This is a genomic window from Rhizobium sp. LC145 (genome assembly GCF_001005825.1).
Taxonomy (GTDB): Bacteria; Pseudomonadota; Alphaproteobacteria; order Rhizobiales; family Rhizobiaceae; genus Neorhizobium.
In genome coordinates this window covers 458,877-473,838 of record NZ_LBHV01000001.1, presented here as the reverse complement: position 1 = coordinate 473,838, position 14,962 = coordinate 458,877, and the positions used below count along the sequence as shown (strand labels likewise).

Annotated in this window: 12 protein-coding genes; 4 read left to right on the top strand and 8 right to left on the bottom strand. The window is 62.3% G+C overall.

Annotation, left to right across the window (positions count from 1 at the left end):
• Positions 1 to 110 precede the first annotated feature (110 nt).
• The 3 genes from YH62_RS02425 (at position 111) to YH62_RS02415 (ending at position 6,267) form a co-directional block, all read left to right on the top strand.
• A complete protein-coding gene (locus YH62_RS02425) occupies positions 111 to 2,597 on the top strand; it encodes a mechanosensitive ion channel family protein (RefSeq protein WP_052760329.1) in 2,487 nt (828 codons plus the stop codon).
• 160 nt (positions 2,598 to 2,757) lie between these two features.
• Positions 2,758 to 5,271, top strand: coding sequence for an FAD-dependent oxidoreductase (locus YH62_RS02420; protein ID WP_046792543.1), 2,514 nt, complete (start codon positions 2,758 to 2,760; stop codon positions 5,269 to 5,271).
• Between the two features lie 144 nt (positions 5,272 to 5,415).
• Entirely contained in the window at positions 5,416 to 6,267 is an 852-nt protein-coding gene (locus tag YH62_RS02415) for a response regulator (RefSeq protein WP_046792542.1), read from the top strand.
• A 95-nt stretch (positions 6,268 to 6,362) separates the two neighbouring features.
• Here YH62_RS02415 and YH62_RS02410 read toward each other — a convergent pair whose 3' ends face one another.
• Together YH62_RS02410 and YH62_RS02405 are read right to left on the bottom strand one after the other, a co-directional pair.
• A complete protein-coding gene (locus tag YH62_RS02410) occupies positions 6,363 to 7,394 on the bottom strand; it encodes a GlxA family transcriptional regulator (protein ID WP_046792541.1) in 1,032 nt (343 codons plus the stop codon).
• A gap of 243 nt (positions 7,395 to 7,637) precedes the next feature.
• Entirely contained in the window at positions 7,638 to 7,850 is a 213-nt protein-coding gene (locus tag YH62_RS02405; RefSeq protein WP_046792540.1) for a hypothetical protein, read from the bottom strand.
• A gap of 216 nt (positions 7,851 to 8,066) precedes the next feature.
• Here YH62_RS02405 and YH62_RS02400 point away from each other — a divergent pair, with 216 nt between their 5' ends.
• Positions 8,067 to 8,963, top strand: a complete 897-nt coding sequence (locus YH62_RS02400; protein WP_046792539.1) for a LysR family transcriptional regulator — start codon at positions 8,067 to 8,069, stop codon at positions 8,961 to 8,963.
• A gap of 11 nt (positions 8,964 to 8,974) precedes the next feature.
• Here the strand turns inward: YH62_RS02400 and YH62_RS02395 are convergent, their stop codons facing one another.
• The 6 genes from YH62_RS02395 to YH62_RS02370 form a co-directional block, all read right to left on the bottom strand.
• Positions 8,975 to 11,011 carry an ASKHA domain-containing protein gene (locus YH62_RS02395; RefSeq protein ID WP_046792538.1) on the bottom strand — a complete coding sequence of 679 codons (2,037 nt, stop codon included), beginning with the start codon at positions 11,009 to 11,011 and terminating at the stop codon, positions 8,975 to 8,977.
• Positions 11,012 to 11,235: 224 nt separating this feature from the next.
• On the bottom strand, positions 11,236 to 12,198 hold the full coding sequence (locus YH62_RS02390; protein ID WP_046792537.1) for a methyltetrahydrofolate cobalamin methyltransferase: 963 nt from the start codon (positions 12,196 to 12,198) through the stop codon (positions 11,236 to 11,238).
• Positions 12,199 to 12,244: 46 nt separating this feature from the next.
• Positions 12,245 to 13,336 carry a methylenetetrahydrofolate reductase gene (locus tag YH62_RS02385; protein ID WP_046792536.1) on the bottom strand — a complete coding sequence of 364 codons (1,092 nt, stop codon included), beginning with the start codon at positions 13,334 to 13,336 and terminating at the stop codon, positions 12,245 to 12,247.
• A complete protein-coding gene (locus YH62_RS02380) occupies positions 13,333 to 13,914 on the bottom strand; it encodes a methylenetetrahydrofolate reductase C-terminal domain-containing protein (protein ID WP_046792535.1) in 582 nt (193 codons plus the stop codon). The genes YH62_RS02385 and YH62_RS02380 overlap by 4 nt, the downstream gene beginning before the upstream one ends.
• Positions 13,907 to 14,209, bottom strand: a complete 303-nt coding sequence (locus tag YH62_RS02375; protein ID WP_046792534.1) for a virulence factor — start codon at positions 14,207 to 14,209, stop codon at positions 13,907 to 13,909. Before YH62_RS02375 ends, YH62_RS02380 begins: the two co-directional genes overlap by 8 nt.
• A 105-nt stretch (positions 14,210 to 14,314) precedes the next feature.
• A complete protein-coding gene (locus YH62_RS02370; RefSeq protein WP_046792533.1) occupies positions 14,315 to 14,956 on the bottom strand; it encodes a DUF1638 domain-containing protein in 642 nt (213 codons plus the stop codon).
• Positions 14,957 to 14,962: the final 6 nt, after the last annotated feature.

The window sequence follows — 14,962 nt, the reverse complement described above, 5'->3', positions numbered from 1 at the left end:
CGTATGGTTCCGGACTTTCGGGGAGGGTATCCGGGGTTGCATTCCTTTTCTTCGCCTTGAAGTCGTTCTATTTTCCCCGCGAATCTCGAGGGAAGAGAAGAGAAAACGCCTTGGCCGATACCAGCACGACCCATCTTGGAGCACGGCGCGCATCGCGCGTGCTGATTGCGGCGCTTTGCGGCGCCCTTCTTACAGCGCAGCTTGCCGTTCCGTTTTCCGCGGCGGCACAGCAACCCGCGGCGACGGAAGCTACCCAGCCCGCGGCGGCGGACGTCACCGTCGACTCCATCAACGATCAGATGCGCGGGAAGCTGCAGGCGATCCGCGACCGCCTGACTTCCTTCCGGGAAAAGGTGCAGGAGGATGCGCAGGATGATGCGCGGCTGGCCGAATTGCGCCTGGAAGCTGAGGAAATCGTCGGCGAGATGCGGAGCACATCCGAATCGCTGAATACCCGCGTCCAGCAGATCCAGGCTCGCCTGACGGATCTGGGCGAGCCGCCGCAGCAGGGGCAGCCGCCGGAGCCTCCGCTGGTGACCGAGGAAAGAAACCGGCTGCTGAACGAGCGCGTTCAGATCAACACCATCGTGGATGATGCGACGAACCTTTCGAGCAGCGCCACCCAGCTTGCCAATACGATCACCAATCTCCGCCGCACGCTGTTCACCCAGACGCTGTTCCGCCACACGGAGCTGACGCCCGAGCTCTTCACCGAGGCAGGCCAGGCATTCGTGCACGAAGTCGGCAATTTCTGGAACACGCTCGGAAGCTGGGTCAGCTTCGCATGGCGTTACAAGACGCTTCAGCTCCTGGGCGCGATCGTGCTGTCTTTCGGTGCGGCACTCCTCTTCCTGGTCGGTGGATATCGGCTCTTTGGCCGCTTCATCCGCCGTGAAAACGGTCTCGACAAGCCCTCCTATATCAAGCGGCTTTCCGTCGCCTTCTGGTCGACGGTCATTCAGAACATTTCGCTCACCGCCTTTCTGGTGGCGTCCTTCCTGTTCCTCGACGGCTTCAATGTATTGCGCCCGGACATCGCCCCGATCATCGCCGCATTCGCCGGCTTGATCTGGTTCGTGGGCTTCGTCTGGCGGCTCACCTATGCCGTGCTTTCGCCGGGCGATCCCGATTGGCGACTGGTGCGGCTGACGAACAGCGGCGCGCGGCTGTTGAGCTGGGCGGTGCTCGGCATGGCGGCAGTCAACGGCCTGGATTATCTGCTGGGCACGATCAGCGAGGCGCTGAACTCTCCTCTGGTCCTGACCATCGTCAAGAGCCTGATCGCCTCGATCGTCATCGGTCTTATCCTGATCGCCATTTCATTCCTGAAGCCGGTTCTGGAAGAGGGGAACGATCCGGATGCGCCGGGCGCTCCATGGCCGCGCCTGATAACGATCCTTCTGCGGCTGATGGGCCTGCTGCTCATCTTTGCGGTCATCACCGGCTATGTCGGCTTCGCCCGTTTCGCCTCCACCCAGATCGTGCTCACCGGCGCGGTTCTGGTCACGATCTATATCGGCATCCTGTCGGGCAAGGCGGTCGCAAAGCAGGGCGCATTTGCTCATACGGTGGTCGGGACACGGCTCGCCGAGCGTTTCCGATTCGGCGAAGTGGCGCTCGATCAGGCGGGACTGGCCGCCGGCCTCGGGATCTATGCGTTTGCCCTGATCTTCGGCATTCCGCTGATCCTGTTCACCTGGGGCTTCCAGCTCGCGGATATCGAATCCTGGGTCTATCGCTTCTTCACCGGATTCCGCATCGGCAATATCTCGATTTCGCTAATCGGCATATTCGGCGGCATCCTCGTTTTCGGCGTCGGCTACATCCTCACCCGGTGGGTTCAGAACTGGATCGACGGCAACATCATGGCGCGCAGCCAGGTGGATGCGGGCGTGCGAAATTCCGTGAAGACCGGCATCGGTTATCTCGGCGTCGGGATGGCGGTTCTTGTCGGCGTCTCCGCCGCCGGCATCGATCTTTCGAGCTTTGCTCTCGTTGCCTCCGCACTTTCGGTCGGTATCGGTTTCGGTCTCCAGAATGTCGTGTCGAACTTCGTTTCCGGCCTGATTCTGCTGGTGGAGCGCCCATTCAAGGTGGGCGACCATGTCGTTACCGGAACAACGGAAGGCATCGTCAAGCGCATTTCGGTGCGCGCCACGGAGATAGAGACCTTCCGCAAGCAGTCGATCATCGTTCCGAATTCGGATCTCATCAATGCTGCGGTGGGCAACTGGACCCACAGGAACAGGATTCAGCGTTCCGAGATACCGGTTTCCGTCAGCTACGGCACCGATCCGCAGACGGTGATCGATATCCTGCTGGAACTCGTAAACGAAGTGCCCGAGGTGCTGCGCATTCCCGAGCCGCATGTGGAGTTCACGAGGTTCGGTGCGTCGTCGCTGGATTTCGAATTGCGCTTCCATCTACCGGATATCGGCGAGGGCTTGAGGATACGCAACGATCTGCGCATCGCCATCCTGCAGCGGTTCCAGAAGGAAGGCATAGAAATTCCGTTCCCGCAGCAGGAGATCGTTTTCCACCGCGGCAAACCGATGGTTTCGGAGCATCCGGAGGACGACGGGCGGGGCGGGGCCTGACAGCTCCCGACCCGCCATTTCGGGCGCCCGTCGCGGTCAAGCTTTCCTCATGTCGTAATCAGGCGTTTGGTGAAACCGCCGGAATTGCATAGTCCTTTCAGTTTTTACGGATAGTGGGACGGCAAGGCCGCCCGCTCCGTTCCAGAGAGGATTTTCTTTGATGAAGACGCATGCGCGGGCTGTGGTGATCGGTGGCGGCGTGGTGGGTGTCTCGACGCTCTACCACCTTGCGAAAAAGGGCTGGAGCGACGCCGTCCTGATCGAGCGCAAGGAGCTCACATCGGGCTCGACCTGGCATGCCGCCGGCCTGCTGCCGTTGTTCAATCTCTCCTATTCGGTGGGCCAGCTTCACAAGTATTCGGTCCGCTTCTACGAGGAGCTTCAGGAAGAGACCGGCATGAATGTCGGCTTCTCCAAGGTCTCCAACATCCGTCTCGCCCGCACCAAGGATCGCTGGGACGAGTTCATGTATTATGCCGGCATTGCCGAGACGATCGGCGTCAAGGTCAACATCCTGACGCCGGAACAGGTGAAGGAAGTCTGGCCGCTTTGCGAGACTGACGGCCTGCTCGGCGCGATCCAGCACCCCGACGACGGCTATATCCAGCCGGCCGATCTCACCCAGGCGCTCGCCAAGGGCGCACGTGATCACGGCGCCACCATCTATCGCAACACGACGGTGACGGCGATCGAGCAGCAGCCGGACGGCCTTTGGAAGATAACGACCGACAAGGGCGAGATCACCGCCGAGCATGTGATTTCCTGCACGGGCTCGTTTGCCCGCAAGACCGGCGAGATGGTCGGCATCGATATCCCGGTCATTCCGGTCGAGCACCAGTATATCGTCACCGAGCCGCACCCGGCCATCCAGGAGCGCCGCCGGCAAGGGCTTCCGGAAATGGGCGTGCTGCGCGAGTCCGATAGCGCCTGGTACATGCGCGAGGAAGCGGGCGGCCTTATCCTCGGGCCTTACGAAGCGGGCGCGCCCGTCTGCTACGTCGATGGCCCTTCCGACAGCAGTGAATACGAGCTCTTCCAGGAGGAACTCGACCGCCTGATGCCGCATATCGAAACGGCGATTGCCCGCGTTCCCGCCTTCGGCGAAGTGGGTATCAAGAAGGTCTATAACGGCGCGATCGCCTATACGCCGGACGGCAATCCGATCGTCGGCCCGGCGCCGGGCCTCAAGAACTTCTGGCTCAACGAAGGCCATTCCTTCGGCATCACCGCCGCCGGCGGCGCCGGCTGGCAGCTTGCCGAATGGATCGTCGATGGCGAGCCGACCGTCGATCTCATGGGCGTCGATCCCCGCCGCTTCGGGCCTTATGCGACGGAAGGCTACCTTATCGCCAAGAACGAGGAGGCCTATGCCAACGTCTTCACCATGCACTATCCGGACGAGGAGCGCGCCGCCGCCCGTCCGCTGAAGACGCCCCCGATCTACGACCGCCTCAAGAAGCTCGGCGGCGTCTTCGGCTCCGTTTACGGCTGGGAGCGCGCCAACTGGTATGCGCCCGCAGGCTATGAAGTGCCCAAGGACCAACTCGGCGTCGGCGCTGATGTCATCACCAACCATAACCATGCCCCGCCGTTGGAAGACGGCCGCATCGTCGAGAAGTGGTCGTTCCGCCGCTCGAACTATTTCGAGCATGTCGGCAACGAGGTGAGGAATGTCCACGAGAATGTCGGCGTGCTCGACATGTCGCCCTTCGCGAAGATGGAGGTCTCCGGCCCCGGCGCACGCGCCTGGCTCGGTACCATCCTCGCCAACGCCGTCCCGAAGAAGCGCGGCCGCATCGCCCTTACTCACGTTCTGACGCCGGCCGGCGGCGTCAAGGCCGAGTTCACCGTCTACGAATGGGCGCCGGATCGCTTCTATCTGGTCTCCGCCGGTGGCCTGGAAGCGCATGACCACGATCTCCTGTGGCGTCTTGCACCGAAGGACGGCTCGGTCACGCTGCAGCCGATTACGCAAAAATACGGTGTGCTCGTGCTCGCCGGCCCGAAATCGCGCGATGTGTTGAGGAAACTCACCCGCACCAGCCTCGACAACAAGGATTTCCCCTGGCTCACCGCCAAGAAAATCTCCGTCGGCGTGGCGACGGCGCATGCGCTGCGCGTCAACTTCGTGGGCGAGCTCGGCTGGGAACTGCATCACCCGATCGAGATGCAGGCCTATATCTTCGACAAGCTGATGGAGGCGGGGGCCGAATTCGGCATCAAGCCTTTCGGCATCCGCGCCATGGTCTCCATGGCGGTGGAGAAATCCTATCGCAACATGGGCCGCGAACTGTCGATCGAATACAATGCCTATGAGTCCGGCCTCGACCGCTTCATCCGTCCGGAAAAGCCGTTCATCGGCCGCGATGCGCTTCTTGCCTATAAGGAACGGGGACTGAAGTGGAACTTCGCGACGCTGATCGTCGAGGGAACCAGTGATGTGGATGCCCGCGGCTCCGAGGCGATCTACAGCGAAGCCGGCGAACTGGTCGGCCGTGTGACGAGCGGCGGCTATGGCTGGCGTATCGGCAAGTCGGTGGCGCTCGCGATGCTGAAGCCGGAATATGCCGCGGTCGGCAGCCGCGTGAAGATCAGAATTCTCGGTACGCTCTATGATGCGAGCGTGGTGCCGGAGAGCCCGTTCGATACTGAAAATGCGGTCCTGCGCGCTTGAGTAGACGGTAACAAACCATTGACGATAAAGGCGGCTTGCGGGCCGCCTTTATGATTCCGGGAAGGTGAGCCATGCTCGGATTAACGCTTCCGCAAAGCGTTGCCGTTACCGCTCTCCTCAGGGGATTTTTTCTTTGGGGGCAGCATGACATTCCTCGGCATTTCCGGGATGCAGTATTCCGGCCAATCTCTGGCAAACTCACGCATCCTGCTTGCGGAGGATTCCAACGTCTTCACCTCCATGATCGGCACCAGGCTCAAGGAGCTGTTCGGGATCGAGGTGGAGATCTGCAGGAATTTCGAGGACCTGCAGCTCGCCTATGACCGCTCCACCGAGCCGGTCACGCTGGCGATCTCCAACATCAACCTGCCGGGCGCCGAAAACGGCGAGGCGCTGGAATATCTGATCGATCTGTCGATCCCGACCGTCGTCTTCACCGGCACCTTCCACCAGGAAACGCGTGACAGGCTGCTTTCCAAGGACATCGTCGATTACGTCATCAAGGACAACGTCTTCGCCGTCGAGATGCTGGCCGAATCCGTCTGCCGCTTCCTCACCAATCATCGCCATCATGTGCTGATCGTCGACGACAGCCCGACGGCCCGCGCGCTGCTTTCCAGCCGTCTGAAGCGTTACAATTTCCGGGTCAGCACCGCCGATAACGGCGCCAAGGCTCTCGATATCCTCAAGAAGAACGCCGATATCGGCCTCGTCGTTACCGACTACAACATGCCCGATATCGACGGTTTCGAGCTGACGCGCCGCATCCGCTCGGTGCGCGGTTCGCATGAGCTGCGCGTCATCGGCGTGTCGTCTTCCGCCAACCGCCTGCTCTCGGCGCGGTTCCTGAAGGCCGGCGGCAACGATTTCATGATGCGCCCCTTCATCGACGAGGAATTCTATTGCCGCGTCAACCAGAACCTCGACACGCTGGTCCAGATACGTTCCATGCAGGCGAGGATAGCGGAAGGCGAGGGCATCAGGGGCGCGGCCTGACCTTTCGCGAGGCGGCCGGAAGCATCGCCGCCTTGCGCTTCCATTCGTCTTGAGGCGGGAAATTCAGGCAGGCTTAGCGACCTGCCTGTCAGCCGTCAGGCCGCCACGCCCAGGCGTGATGTGCTCATCGTCAGCTTGCGCTCGGCGCGCTCCTGTTGCGGCGAGCGGTTGTAGACCTCGCGATAGCATTTGGAGAAGTGCGAGGCCGAAACGAAGCCGCAGGCGACGGCCACTTCCACCACCGGCATGGAGGACTGCACGAGCAGGTGCCGGGCGCGGTCGAGCCGGATTTCCAGATAGTAGCGGGCAGGGGAACGCCCCATTTCCTGGCGGAACAGGCGCTCGATCTGACGGCGCGAGAGACCCGCATCCTCGGCGATTTCCACGAGAGACAGGGGTTCCGAAAGGTTGTTCTCCATCAGTTCGATGATGGAGAGGACCTTGGAGTTCTGCACGCCGAGCCGCGCGCGAAGCGGAAGGCGCTGGCGGTCGTGCGGGTTGCGCACGCGGTCCGTGAGCTGCTGTTCGCAGACGCGGTTGACCAGGTTCTCGCCGAAATCCTGGCCGATCAGGTTCAGCATCATGTCGAGCGAGGCGGTGCCGCCGGCGCAGGTGTAGATATTGCCGTCCACCTCATAAAGATCGGCATAGACTTCCGCCTGTGGGAAGGCTTCGGCAAAGCCCGGCAGGTTTTCCCAATGGATGGCGCAGCGCTTGCCGTTCAGCAGGCCCGCCTGGGCGAGCACATGCGCCCCGGTGCAGAGGCTGCCGACGGCGATGCCGCGATTATAGGTCTCGCGCAGCCAGGCGTTGACCGACTTGTTGTTGTATTCCTCGACATAGACGCCGGAACAGACCAGCACCATGTCCGGGCGGTTCTCGCCGGAGAGATTGCGACGTTCGTCCGCAAGGGAGGAGTTCGCTTCGAGCGCGATGCCGCTCGAGGAATAGACCTTCTGGCCGTCGACGGAACAGAGCCGCCAGGTATAGGCGGAATAGCCGAGCATCCGGTTGGCGATCCGGAGCGTCTCGACGGCCGCCGAGAACGGCAGCATGGTAAATTGAGGCACCAGGTAGAAGACGATGGACCGCTTCTTGGTGGGGGGAGCCTTGCTCGATACATCCATGATCGCTGTTCCCTTTTGCTGCCGTTCATCGCGGCTTTGCGAATAGTTCAAAAGCGACATTGACATGGAAAGCGGTAACGGAAAAGAGGATTAAGCGTCCCGCATAAGACATTTTTGCGACATCGTGAGATGGCCGCAAAGCCTTGGAACAAAGGCGAGGGAAGGGTTCTGAAGGGTACTCATGGCCCGCAGCCTTCGACAGGTGCTATGCGGCGGGCCATGTGTCGTTCAGAGTAGGGTCGTTCAGCGTCCGCGCAGGTCGGCGGGGTTGCTGGCGTCGCTCGTGGGCCATCCGATATCCTTGCGAATTTCCGCGGGGAGGGATTCCAGCATCTTCTGTGTCTGGCGCAGGCGCCATTCATGCTGAAGCCGCGCCGGAAGATCGGTCACGTTGCGGAAAAGCGCGGAAAGCGGAGACGGACGTCCGTGGCTTCCATGGTAGCTGATCGTGGTCATCGTAATTCTCCTTGGGCTTGATGGGCCGGCATTGTCAGGAGTTCGGGCCTGGCCAATTCATCAATCGATCGGATGAGAATGAGCGACCTGTTCAGTTTCAACGCGGCGGTCGCATATGCGGGTTGCATCCGATGACCCGAATATGCTCCTCGGTTGACTTTCAATCAAACGAAATGATATGGTGTTTAAGTTCAAATTTATTGAAAGAGACGTGTCATGACAGTGCCGTTCCGTCCCCCGCTGCCGCTTCTCGACAATGATGTTCTCAGAACCTTCGTGGCGATCGCCGAGACCGGCAATTTCTCCACGGCCGCCGAGGCCGTATTCCGCACGCCGTCGGCTGTGTCGATGCAGATCAAGAAGCTGGAGGAGCAGTTGAAGACGACGCTCTTCCTGCGCGATGCCCGTTCGGTCACGCTCACCCAGCATGGAGAAATGCTGCTTTCCTACGCGCGGCGCATGCTGGCGCTCTCCAACGAGGCGGTGTCGCGCTTCGTGATGCCGGAGCTCTCAGGCGTAGTGCGTCTCGGTGCCCCGGATGACATTGCCGAACGCATTCTGCCGAGAGTGCTCAAGCATTTCGGCGAAGCGTTCCCCGGCATCATGGTGGATGTCACGGTCGACCAGAGCATCCAGCTCCGCAAGCGCATGGATGAACAGCGGCTCGACCTGACGCTCATCAATTGCGCCACGCGGCCGTTCCCGACGATCGGGGAGGTGATTCATACCGAAAAGCTGGTCTGGGCTGGTGCCAAGTGCGGCACCGCCTATCTGCGCGATCCGCTGCCGATCTCCGTTTGGGAGGATGGCTGCGTCTGGCGGCAGGACGCGATCTCGCAGCTCGAAAAGCACAAGCGTCAATATCGCATCGCCTATGCCAGCGCGCATACGATGGCGCAGCGCGCCGCCGTGGTCTCCGATCTTGCGATCGCGCCTTTCCCGCTTTCCTATGTGACCGAGGACATGCAGATACTCGGGCCGAAGGAAGGCCTGCCGGAGCTCCTGAGCTTCGACATACGGCTGCTGACCACCCCGCAGCTTTCGCATCCGGCCAAGGCCGTGGCCGAGAGCATTCGCGAAGCCTACGGCTCCTTCATCGCCGCGGCGGCCTGATCCTTACCTTTTCATTCTCGAGAACGGCGGCGCCTGCGGGCGCCGCCTTCGCCTGCGGCATCCGCCAGCACCTTGCGCTCCGGCAGTGTCACGGCAGCCGAGAGGTTGGGGAAGGGATCGATCTTGTTCGGCAGCGCCATGGCGTAGACGAAATGCTCCTGAAACTTCGGTTCAAGAGCCGTCTCTATCTTCTCGATCTTCCTGACGGTTTCCTCGATCTCGCGGCGGTAGCTGCGGTTCAGCAGGCACATGCGCGCGCCGGTGCCGGCGGCATTGCCCACCGCCTTGACGCGGGTGAGGTCGCAATCGGGGATCAGCCCCAGCACCATCGCGAATTTGGGATCTATGAAGGTGCCGAAGGCGCCCGCAAGACCGATACGATTGACATGGTCGATCCCGAGCTTGTCCATCAGCAGCTTCACGCCCGCATAGAGCGCCGCCTTGGCGAGCTGGATTGCGCGCACGTCGTTCTGGGTGACGGTGATGCGCGGCTCGCCGTCGTGTAGCAGATAGGAGAAGGTCCGGCCGTTCTCCAGGATGCGCGGGCTGCGCTCGCCAAGCGATCCGTCCACCACGCCGTCTTCCGAGATGATGCCGGCGAGATACATTTCCGCGATCACCTCGATGATGCCGGAGCCGCAGATGCCGTTGACACCGGTCGCGGCCGCCGCTTCGGCAAAACCCGGCTCGTCAGACCATTGCTCCACGCCGATCACCCGGAAGCGGGGTTCGAGCGTTATCGGATCGATGCGTACGCGCTCGATCGCGCCGGGCGCTGCACGCTGGCCGGAGGAGATTTCAGCGCCCTCGAAGGCGGGCCCGGTCGGTGAAGATGCCGCAACCGTGCGGGCGGCATTGCCGAGCACGATTTCGGCATTGGTGCCGATATCGACCAGCAGCATCATCTCGTCCTGCCGGTGAGGGCCTTCCGAAAGGGTGGCGGCTGCGGCGTCGGCGCCCACATGGCCCGCGATGCAGGGCAGGAGATAGGTGCGGGTGCCGGGGTTCATCGGCAGGCCGATCTCGGAGGATTTCACATGCACGGCACCGGAAACGGCAAGCGCGAAGGGCGCCCCGCCGAGTTCGGTGGGATCGATGCCCAGGAAGAGGTGGTGCATGATCGGGTTGCCGACGAAAACGCTGTCGAGAATGTCTTCCCGCGAAACGCCGCCTTCGGCGCACACCTTGTCGATCAGCCCGTTCACCGCCTCGCGCACGGCAAGTGTCATCGCCTCGCGCCCGTCCGGGTTCATCATCACGTAGGAAACGCGGCTCATCAGGTCTTCGCCGAAGCGTATCTGCGGGTTGGACGTGCCGGCAGAGGCGACCGTCCGGCCCGAAAGCAGCGAGGAAAGATGCATGGCGATGGTGGTGGAGCCGATATCGCAGGCGATGCCGTAGGCCTCGTTCTTCAAGCCCGGATAAAGCGCAACGATGCGTGGATGCGCATCGTCATGGTCCTTGTGAACCGCCGCCGTCACCTTCCATTCGCCCTTGCGCAGAATGGACTGCACCTTCGGGATCAAGTGGAAATCCACGTCGAGATTTTCGAGATGCCAGTCGGCGACAAGCGCCGCCTTCAGCCGGTCGAGATCGCCGAGCGGCTTTTCCATATCGGGTTCTTCCACCTCGACATAGCACATGCGGATTGCCGAGTTGCGGTCGAAGACGCGCTCGTCGGCCGCCTTGCGCACCACCTGGGCATTGATGACCGTATCCTGCGGCACATCGATGACGAGGTCGCCGAGGATCTGGGCGGAGCAGGAGAGGCGCCGGCCTTCCGGCAGGCCGCGCACGCGGTCGTAGCGCTCCTCCTTCGGCCCGACCGGCGAAAGGTGGTCGTTGGCGGATTTGATGCCGTGCTTGGCGAACCGGCCTTCCTGTACGGAAACCTGGCAGCGCCCGCAGGTCGCCCGCCCGCCGCACACGCTCTCCACATAGACGCCGAGTTGGCGCGCGGCCTCCAGCACCGGCGTGCCGACCGGGAAGCGGCCGCGTTTGCCGGAGGGCATGAAGAGGACCAGTGGTTTCGAAGGCGCGTCGTTCATTTATCACTATCCCCGTGCGTTTGAAGGTTCCCCCTCTGGCCTGCCGGCCATCTCCCCCACAAGGGGGGAGAAAACATGCCGCACCGTTCTTTCTTCAATGCGCACGTAATTTGGCAAAAGCTCAGTCGTATCTTTGGAATGAGGCGGACCCCTCTAGTCTCTCCCCCCTTGTGGGGGAGATGGCCGGCAGGCCAGAGGGGGGCTTCACCTTCATTCCATCCTCTTCATTCCATCCTTGCCGCAGCACCGGTCCGTGCCGCGCGTCCGCCGCGACGGCCGCCGGCTGAAGGCATCGGGGCGGCCGCGGCGGCAGCTCCGCCTTCTGCCGGCTTGTAGTCGCGATAGGTCCTGATCCAGGTCGCGCAATTCGCGTCCGTGCCGTTCAGCACGTTCGCGGCGCGAACCGCCTCCATCTCCTGCGGGCGGCAGGGGTTCATGATTGCCGACGTCATGCCGGCGCCGATCACCATGGGTATGAAGCCGGCATTGATGCCGTGGCGGTGCGGCAGGCCGAAGGAGATGTTGGAAAGGCCGCAGGTGGTGTTGACCTTCAGTTCGTTACGCAGCCGATAGAGAAGCTGGAAGACCTGCCGTCCGGCATCGCCGAGCGCGCCGATCGGCATGACGAGCGGATCGACGACGATATCGTGCGGCTTGATGCCGTAATCCATCGCGCGTTCGACGATCTTTTTGGCGACGGCGAAGCGCACGTCCGGATCCATCGAGATGCCGGTCTCGTCGTTGGAGATGGCGACGACCGGAACGTCGTATTTCTTGATGAGTGGCAGGATGGCTTCGAGCTTCTCCTCCTCGCCGGTGACGGAATTGACGAGCGGACGGCCCTTGGCGACCTTCAGGCCGGCCTCGATGGCTGCGGTGACCGAACTGTCGATCGAGAGCGGCACGTCCACGAGGTTCTGGACGATTTCCAGCGTCTGGACGAGCAGCGGCGGTTCGGTCTCGTTCGGATTGACGGCGGTGACGCCCGCGTTGACGTCCAGCATCGTCGCGCCGGCGGCGACCTGCTCCAGCGCATCCTTGATGACGGTATCGAAATTGCCCTCGATCATTTCAGCGGCCAGCTTCTTGCGGCCTGTCGGATTGATCCGCTCGCCGATCACGCAGAAGGGCTGATCGAAACCGATCACGACTTCGCGGGTGGCGGATGCGACGATGGTGCGGGTCATATGGTCCTCCGGGACGCCGGGCTCCTGCAGCCGGCTGATTTCTGTCTCAATGGGGTTTATGCGCGGCGATATCCGCAAGCTGCTCCTGGTTTTGCTCCCGGCCTTCGCGCAACTGCTCGAGCCGTTCGGCGACGAGCGCGTCCGTCGGGTTCGCTTCGCGCTTCCAGGGCCTTCGGCCCTTCAGAACGCCCGATTCATGGACGATCTCGGCGACATATTCTTCCTGCCGATAGGCCATCACATGGATGCCGGAGACGCCTTCGATCTCCTTCACCTCGTTGATGATGTCGATGCAGAGCTGCTTGCCCTCGCGCTTCTGGTCTTGCGCCCCTTCGAGCCGCGCGATGACGGAATCGGGAATATGGATGCCGGGCACGTTGGAGCGTATCCAGCGCGCGGTCTTGGCCGATGCCAGCGGCCCGACCCCGACCAGGATGAAGCATTTCTCGTGGAAGCCGAGATCGCGCACCTTCTTCATGTATTCGCGGAACATCGGCACGTCGAAGCAATACTGGCTCTGCACGAACTGCGCGCCCGCCTCGATTTTCTTGCCGAGCCGGTAGGGCCGGAAGTCGTAAGGGGGAGCGAAGGGGTTGATCGCCGCGCCGAGGAAGACATGCGGCGGCGTGGTGAGCTTGCGGCCGGAGAGGAATTTCGCCTCGTCGCGCATGGTGCGGACCGTGGAAAGCAGCGACATGCAATCGAGGTCGAATACCGGCTTTGCGCCCGGCTGATCGCCGGCCTGCACCCCGTCGCCGGTCAGGCACATGATGTTCTGCACGCCCATGGCGGAAGCCCCGAGCACGTCGCCCTGTATGGCGATGCGGTTCTTGTCGCGGCAGGCGATCTGCATGATCGGCGCATAGCCCATGCGGGTGAGCAACGCGCAGATGCCGACCGAGGACATGTGGCAGTTGGCGCCGGAGGCATCCACCGCGTTGATACCATCCACCCAGCCGTCGAAGATCGCCGCGCGCTCGTAGACGTCCTGCGGGTCGGCGCTGTCGGGCGGATTGAGTTCGGCGGTGACCGCGAATTCGCCTCGCCTAAGCACGCGTTCCAGCCGCCCGCGGGAGGAATGGCCGGGCAGGGGATCGAGCGGCGCACCGGGATCATGCGGGTTGATGTCGGGGCTCATGCCTGGCTTTCCTTCGAAGCCTGCCGGCGTGCGGCCGCTTCCGCCGTCACGCGCAGCCATGAGGAGGTCTCGCGCAGCGACTGGTTGACCGGCTTCTGGACGTTCAAGATCGCGTCGCCGCCCGCCATGTTGCGCGAACCTTCCCAGGCCTTGACCCATACGCAGGGCATATCCGGCTCCACCTCGCAGTTTCCGTTGGCGCGCACGCCGCCGCAGGGGCCGTTGCGCAATTGCTTAGGGCAGTTCATGGGGCAGGACATGCCGGTTGAGGACAATATGCACTGGCCGCACATGCGACAGTCGAAGAGCATGCCTTTGACCCGCTTCTCGACGAAGGTGACGGGTGCCTCCACCCGTTTGTAGCCGATCGCCTTCCAGAGCGGGTGCAGCAGCAGGAAGACCTCGGCGAAGCGGTTGTAGAACCATTCGAGGAAGCGGGAATGCCTGACGGACCAGAGGCGGATCGAATAGCGCCGCTGCACCCGGCGGTTCGGCGAAACGTCGGCGGGCGTATAGGCGCCGGTCGCGGCCTTGCTTGCCGCTTGGGCATTGCCGATCGCGGGTCTTGCTTCAGCCATTCTCGCGGCCTCCGGCCTTCACCAGCGCCACCAGCCGTTCCTTGTCATAGGCGGCCTCCAGCTCCGCTGCGGCCCTGTCTGCTTCGGCTTCGAGATCGTCCGAGACGGGCACGGGCTCGGCCTTGCGCCATTCGGCCAGATAATCGTCGGTCTCGGAAGCGCCGGTGCGCATCGCGCACATGTCGATCGCCTCGGTGAAACGAAGCGAAAGCTCCCGCTTGGCCGCCTGGCGGCCCTTTCTGACGATGATCTGTGCCGGAATATCCCGCCAGTAGACGACGATGCGATCGGCCATGAGTTCCTCCGTGTTGAGCGGAGCATGCACTTGCGCGAGGCGCGGGACTGCGCTTGCCACGACGTCGCATGAGACGAAAAGCGACAGCGATATCCTCGCCGAAGGTCAGACGGTGCGCAGCGCAGGCGAAAGATCGCCATAGCCGGTGAAGCGGTATTCGTATTCGAGGCCGAGATAGTCTGCTGCCGCGCGCGCCTTTTCCTGCAATGCCTCGTCCTCTTCCTGGGAGAGATAGACGAGCTTGCGGTAATTGCCGAAATACATGTCCCTCAGTTCCGGATGGCGGTCGAGGCCGAGCGGCTCGATGACGAAGGCCTCGAACTGGCGGGCAAGGAAGTCCGTCAGGAAGAAGGAGAGCAGGTCTTCGTCCGCCTTTGCCGCGAAAGCCTCGTTGCCGGCGAAGAAGGAATAACAGTGGGGACCCTCGATGCGGGCGATGCTCTCGCGCTCGCAAAGCCGGTCGATCTCGCCGCCGGTGCCGCAATCGGCATAGGCGAAGAAGATTTTTTGAAATCCCTTTGCCCGCGCTTCCGCCACCGCCTTCTCCAGCCCCGGCACGATCTTCTGTGGATAGGCATGCCAGATGGCCGGCAGGCAATTGAGATCGATATGGTGGAGCCCATACTGGCGGCAGACGGCCAGAATTTCGCGCGCGATCGCTCCGCACGCGATCACGTGAACTTTTTCGCTCGTTGAACGTTCCTTCGCCGGAAAATCATTTTCCGGCACAACTTGGTCCATATCCATCGGAGT

Bases quoted from the DNA above. Each gene is read 5' to 3' on its own strand.
- YH62_RS02400 (WP_046792539.1), top strand. From the start codon at position 8,067: ATGACAGTGCCGTTCCGTCCCCCGCTGCCGCTTCTCGACAATGATGTT.
- YH62_RS02380 (WP_046792535.1), bottom strand. From the start codon at position 13,914: ATGGCTGAAGCAAGACCCGCGATCGGCAATGCCCAAGCGGCAAGCAAG.
- YH62_RS02420 (WP_046792543.1), top strand. From the start codon at position 2,758: ATGAAGACGCATGCGCGGGCTGTGGTGATCGGTGGCGGCGTGGTGGGT.
- YH62_RS02410 (WP_046792541.1), bottom strand. From the start codon at position 7,394: ATGGATGTATCGAGCAAGGCTCCCCCCACCAAGAAGCGGTCCATCGTC.
- YH62_RS02370 (WP_046792533.1), bottom strand. From the start codon at position 14,956: ATGGATATGGACCAAGTTGTGCCGGAAAATGATTTTCCGGCGAAGGAA.
- YH62_RS02390 (WP_046792537.1), bottom strand. From the start codon at position 12,198: ATGACCCGCACCATCGTCGCATCCGCCACCCGCGAAGTCGTGATCGGT.
- YH62_RS02385 (WP_046792536.1), bottom strand. From the start codon at position 13,336: ATGAGCCCCGACATCAACCCGCATGATCCCGGTGCGCCGCTCGATCCC.
- YH62_RS02405 (WP_046792540.1), bottom strand. From the start codon at position 7,850: ATGACCACGATCAGCTACCATGGAAGCCACGGACGTCCGTCTCCGCTT.
- YH62_RS02415 (WP_046792542.1), top strand. From the start codon at position 5,416: ATGACATTCCTCGGCATTTCCGGGATGCAGTATTCCGGCCAATCTCTG.
- YH62_RS02375 (WP_046792534.1), bottom strand. From the start codon at position 14,209: ATGGCCGATCGCATCGTCGTCTACTGGCGGGATATTCCGGCACAGATC.
- YH62_RS02395 (WP_046792538.1), bottom strand. From the start codon at position 11,011: ATGAACGACGCGCCTTCGAAACCACTGGTCCTCTTCATGCCCTCCGGC.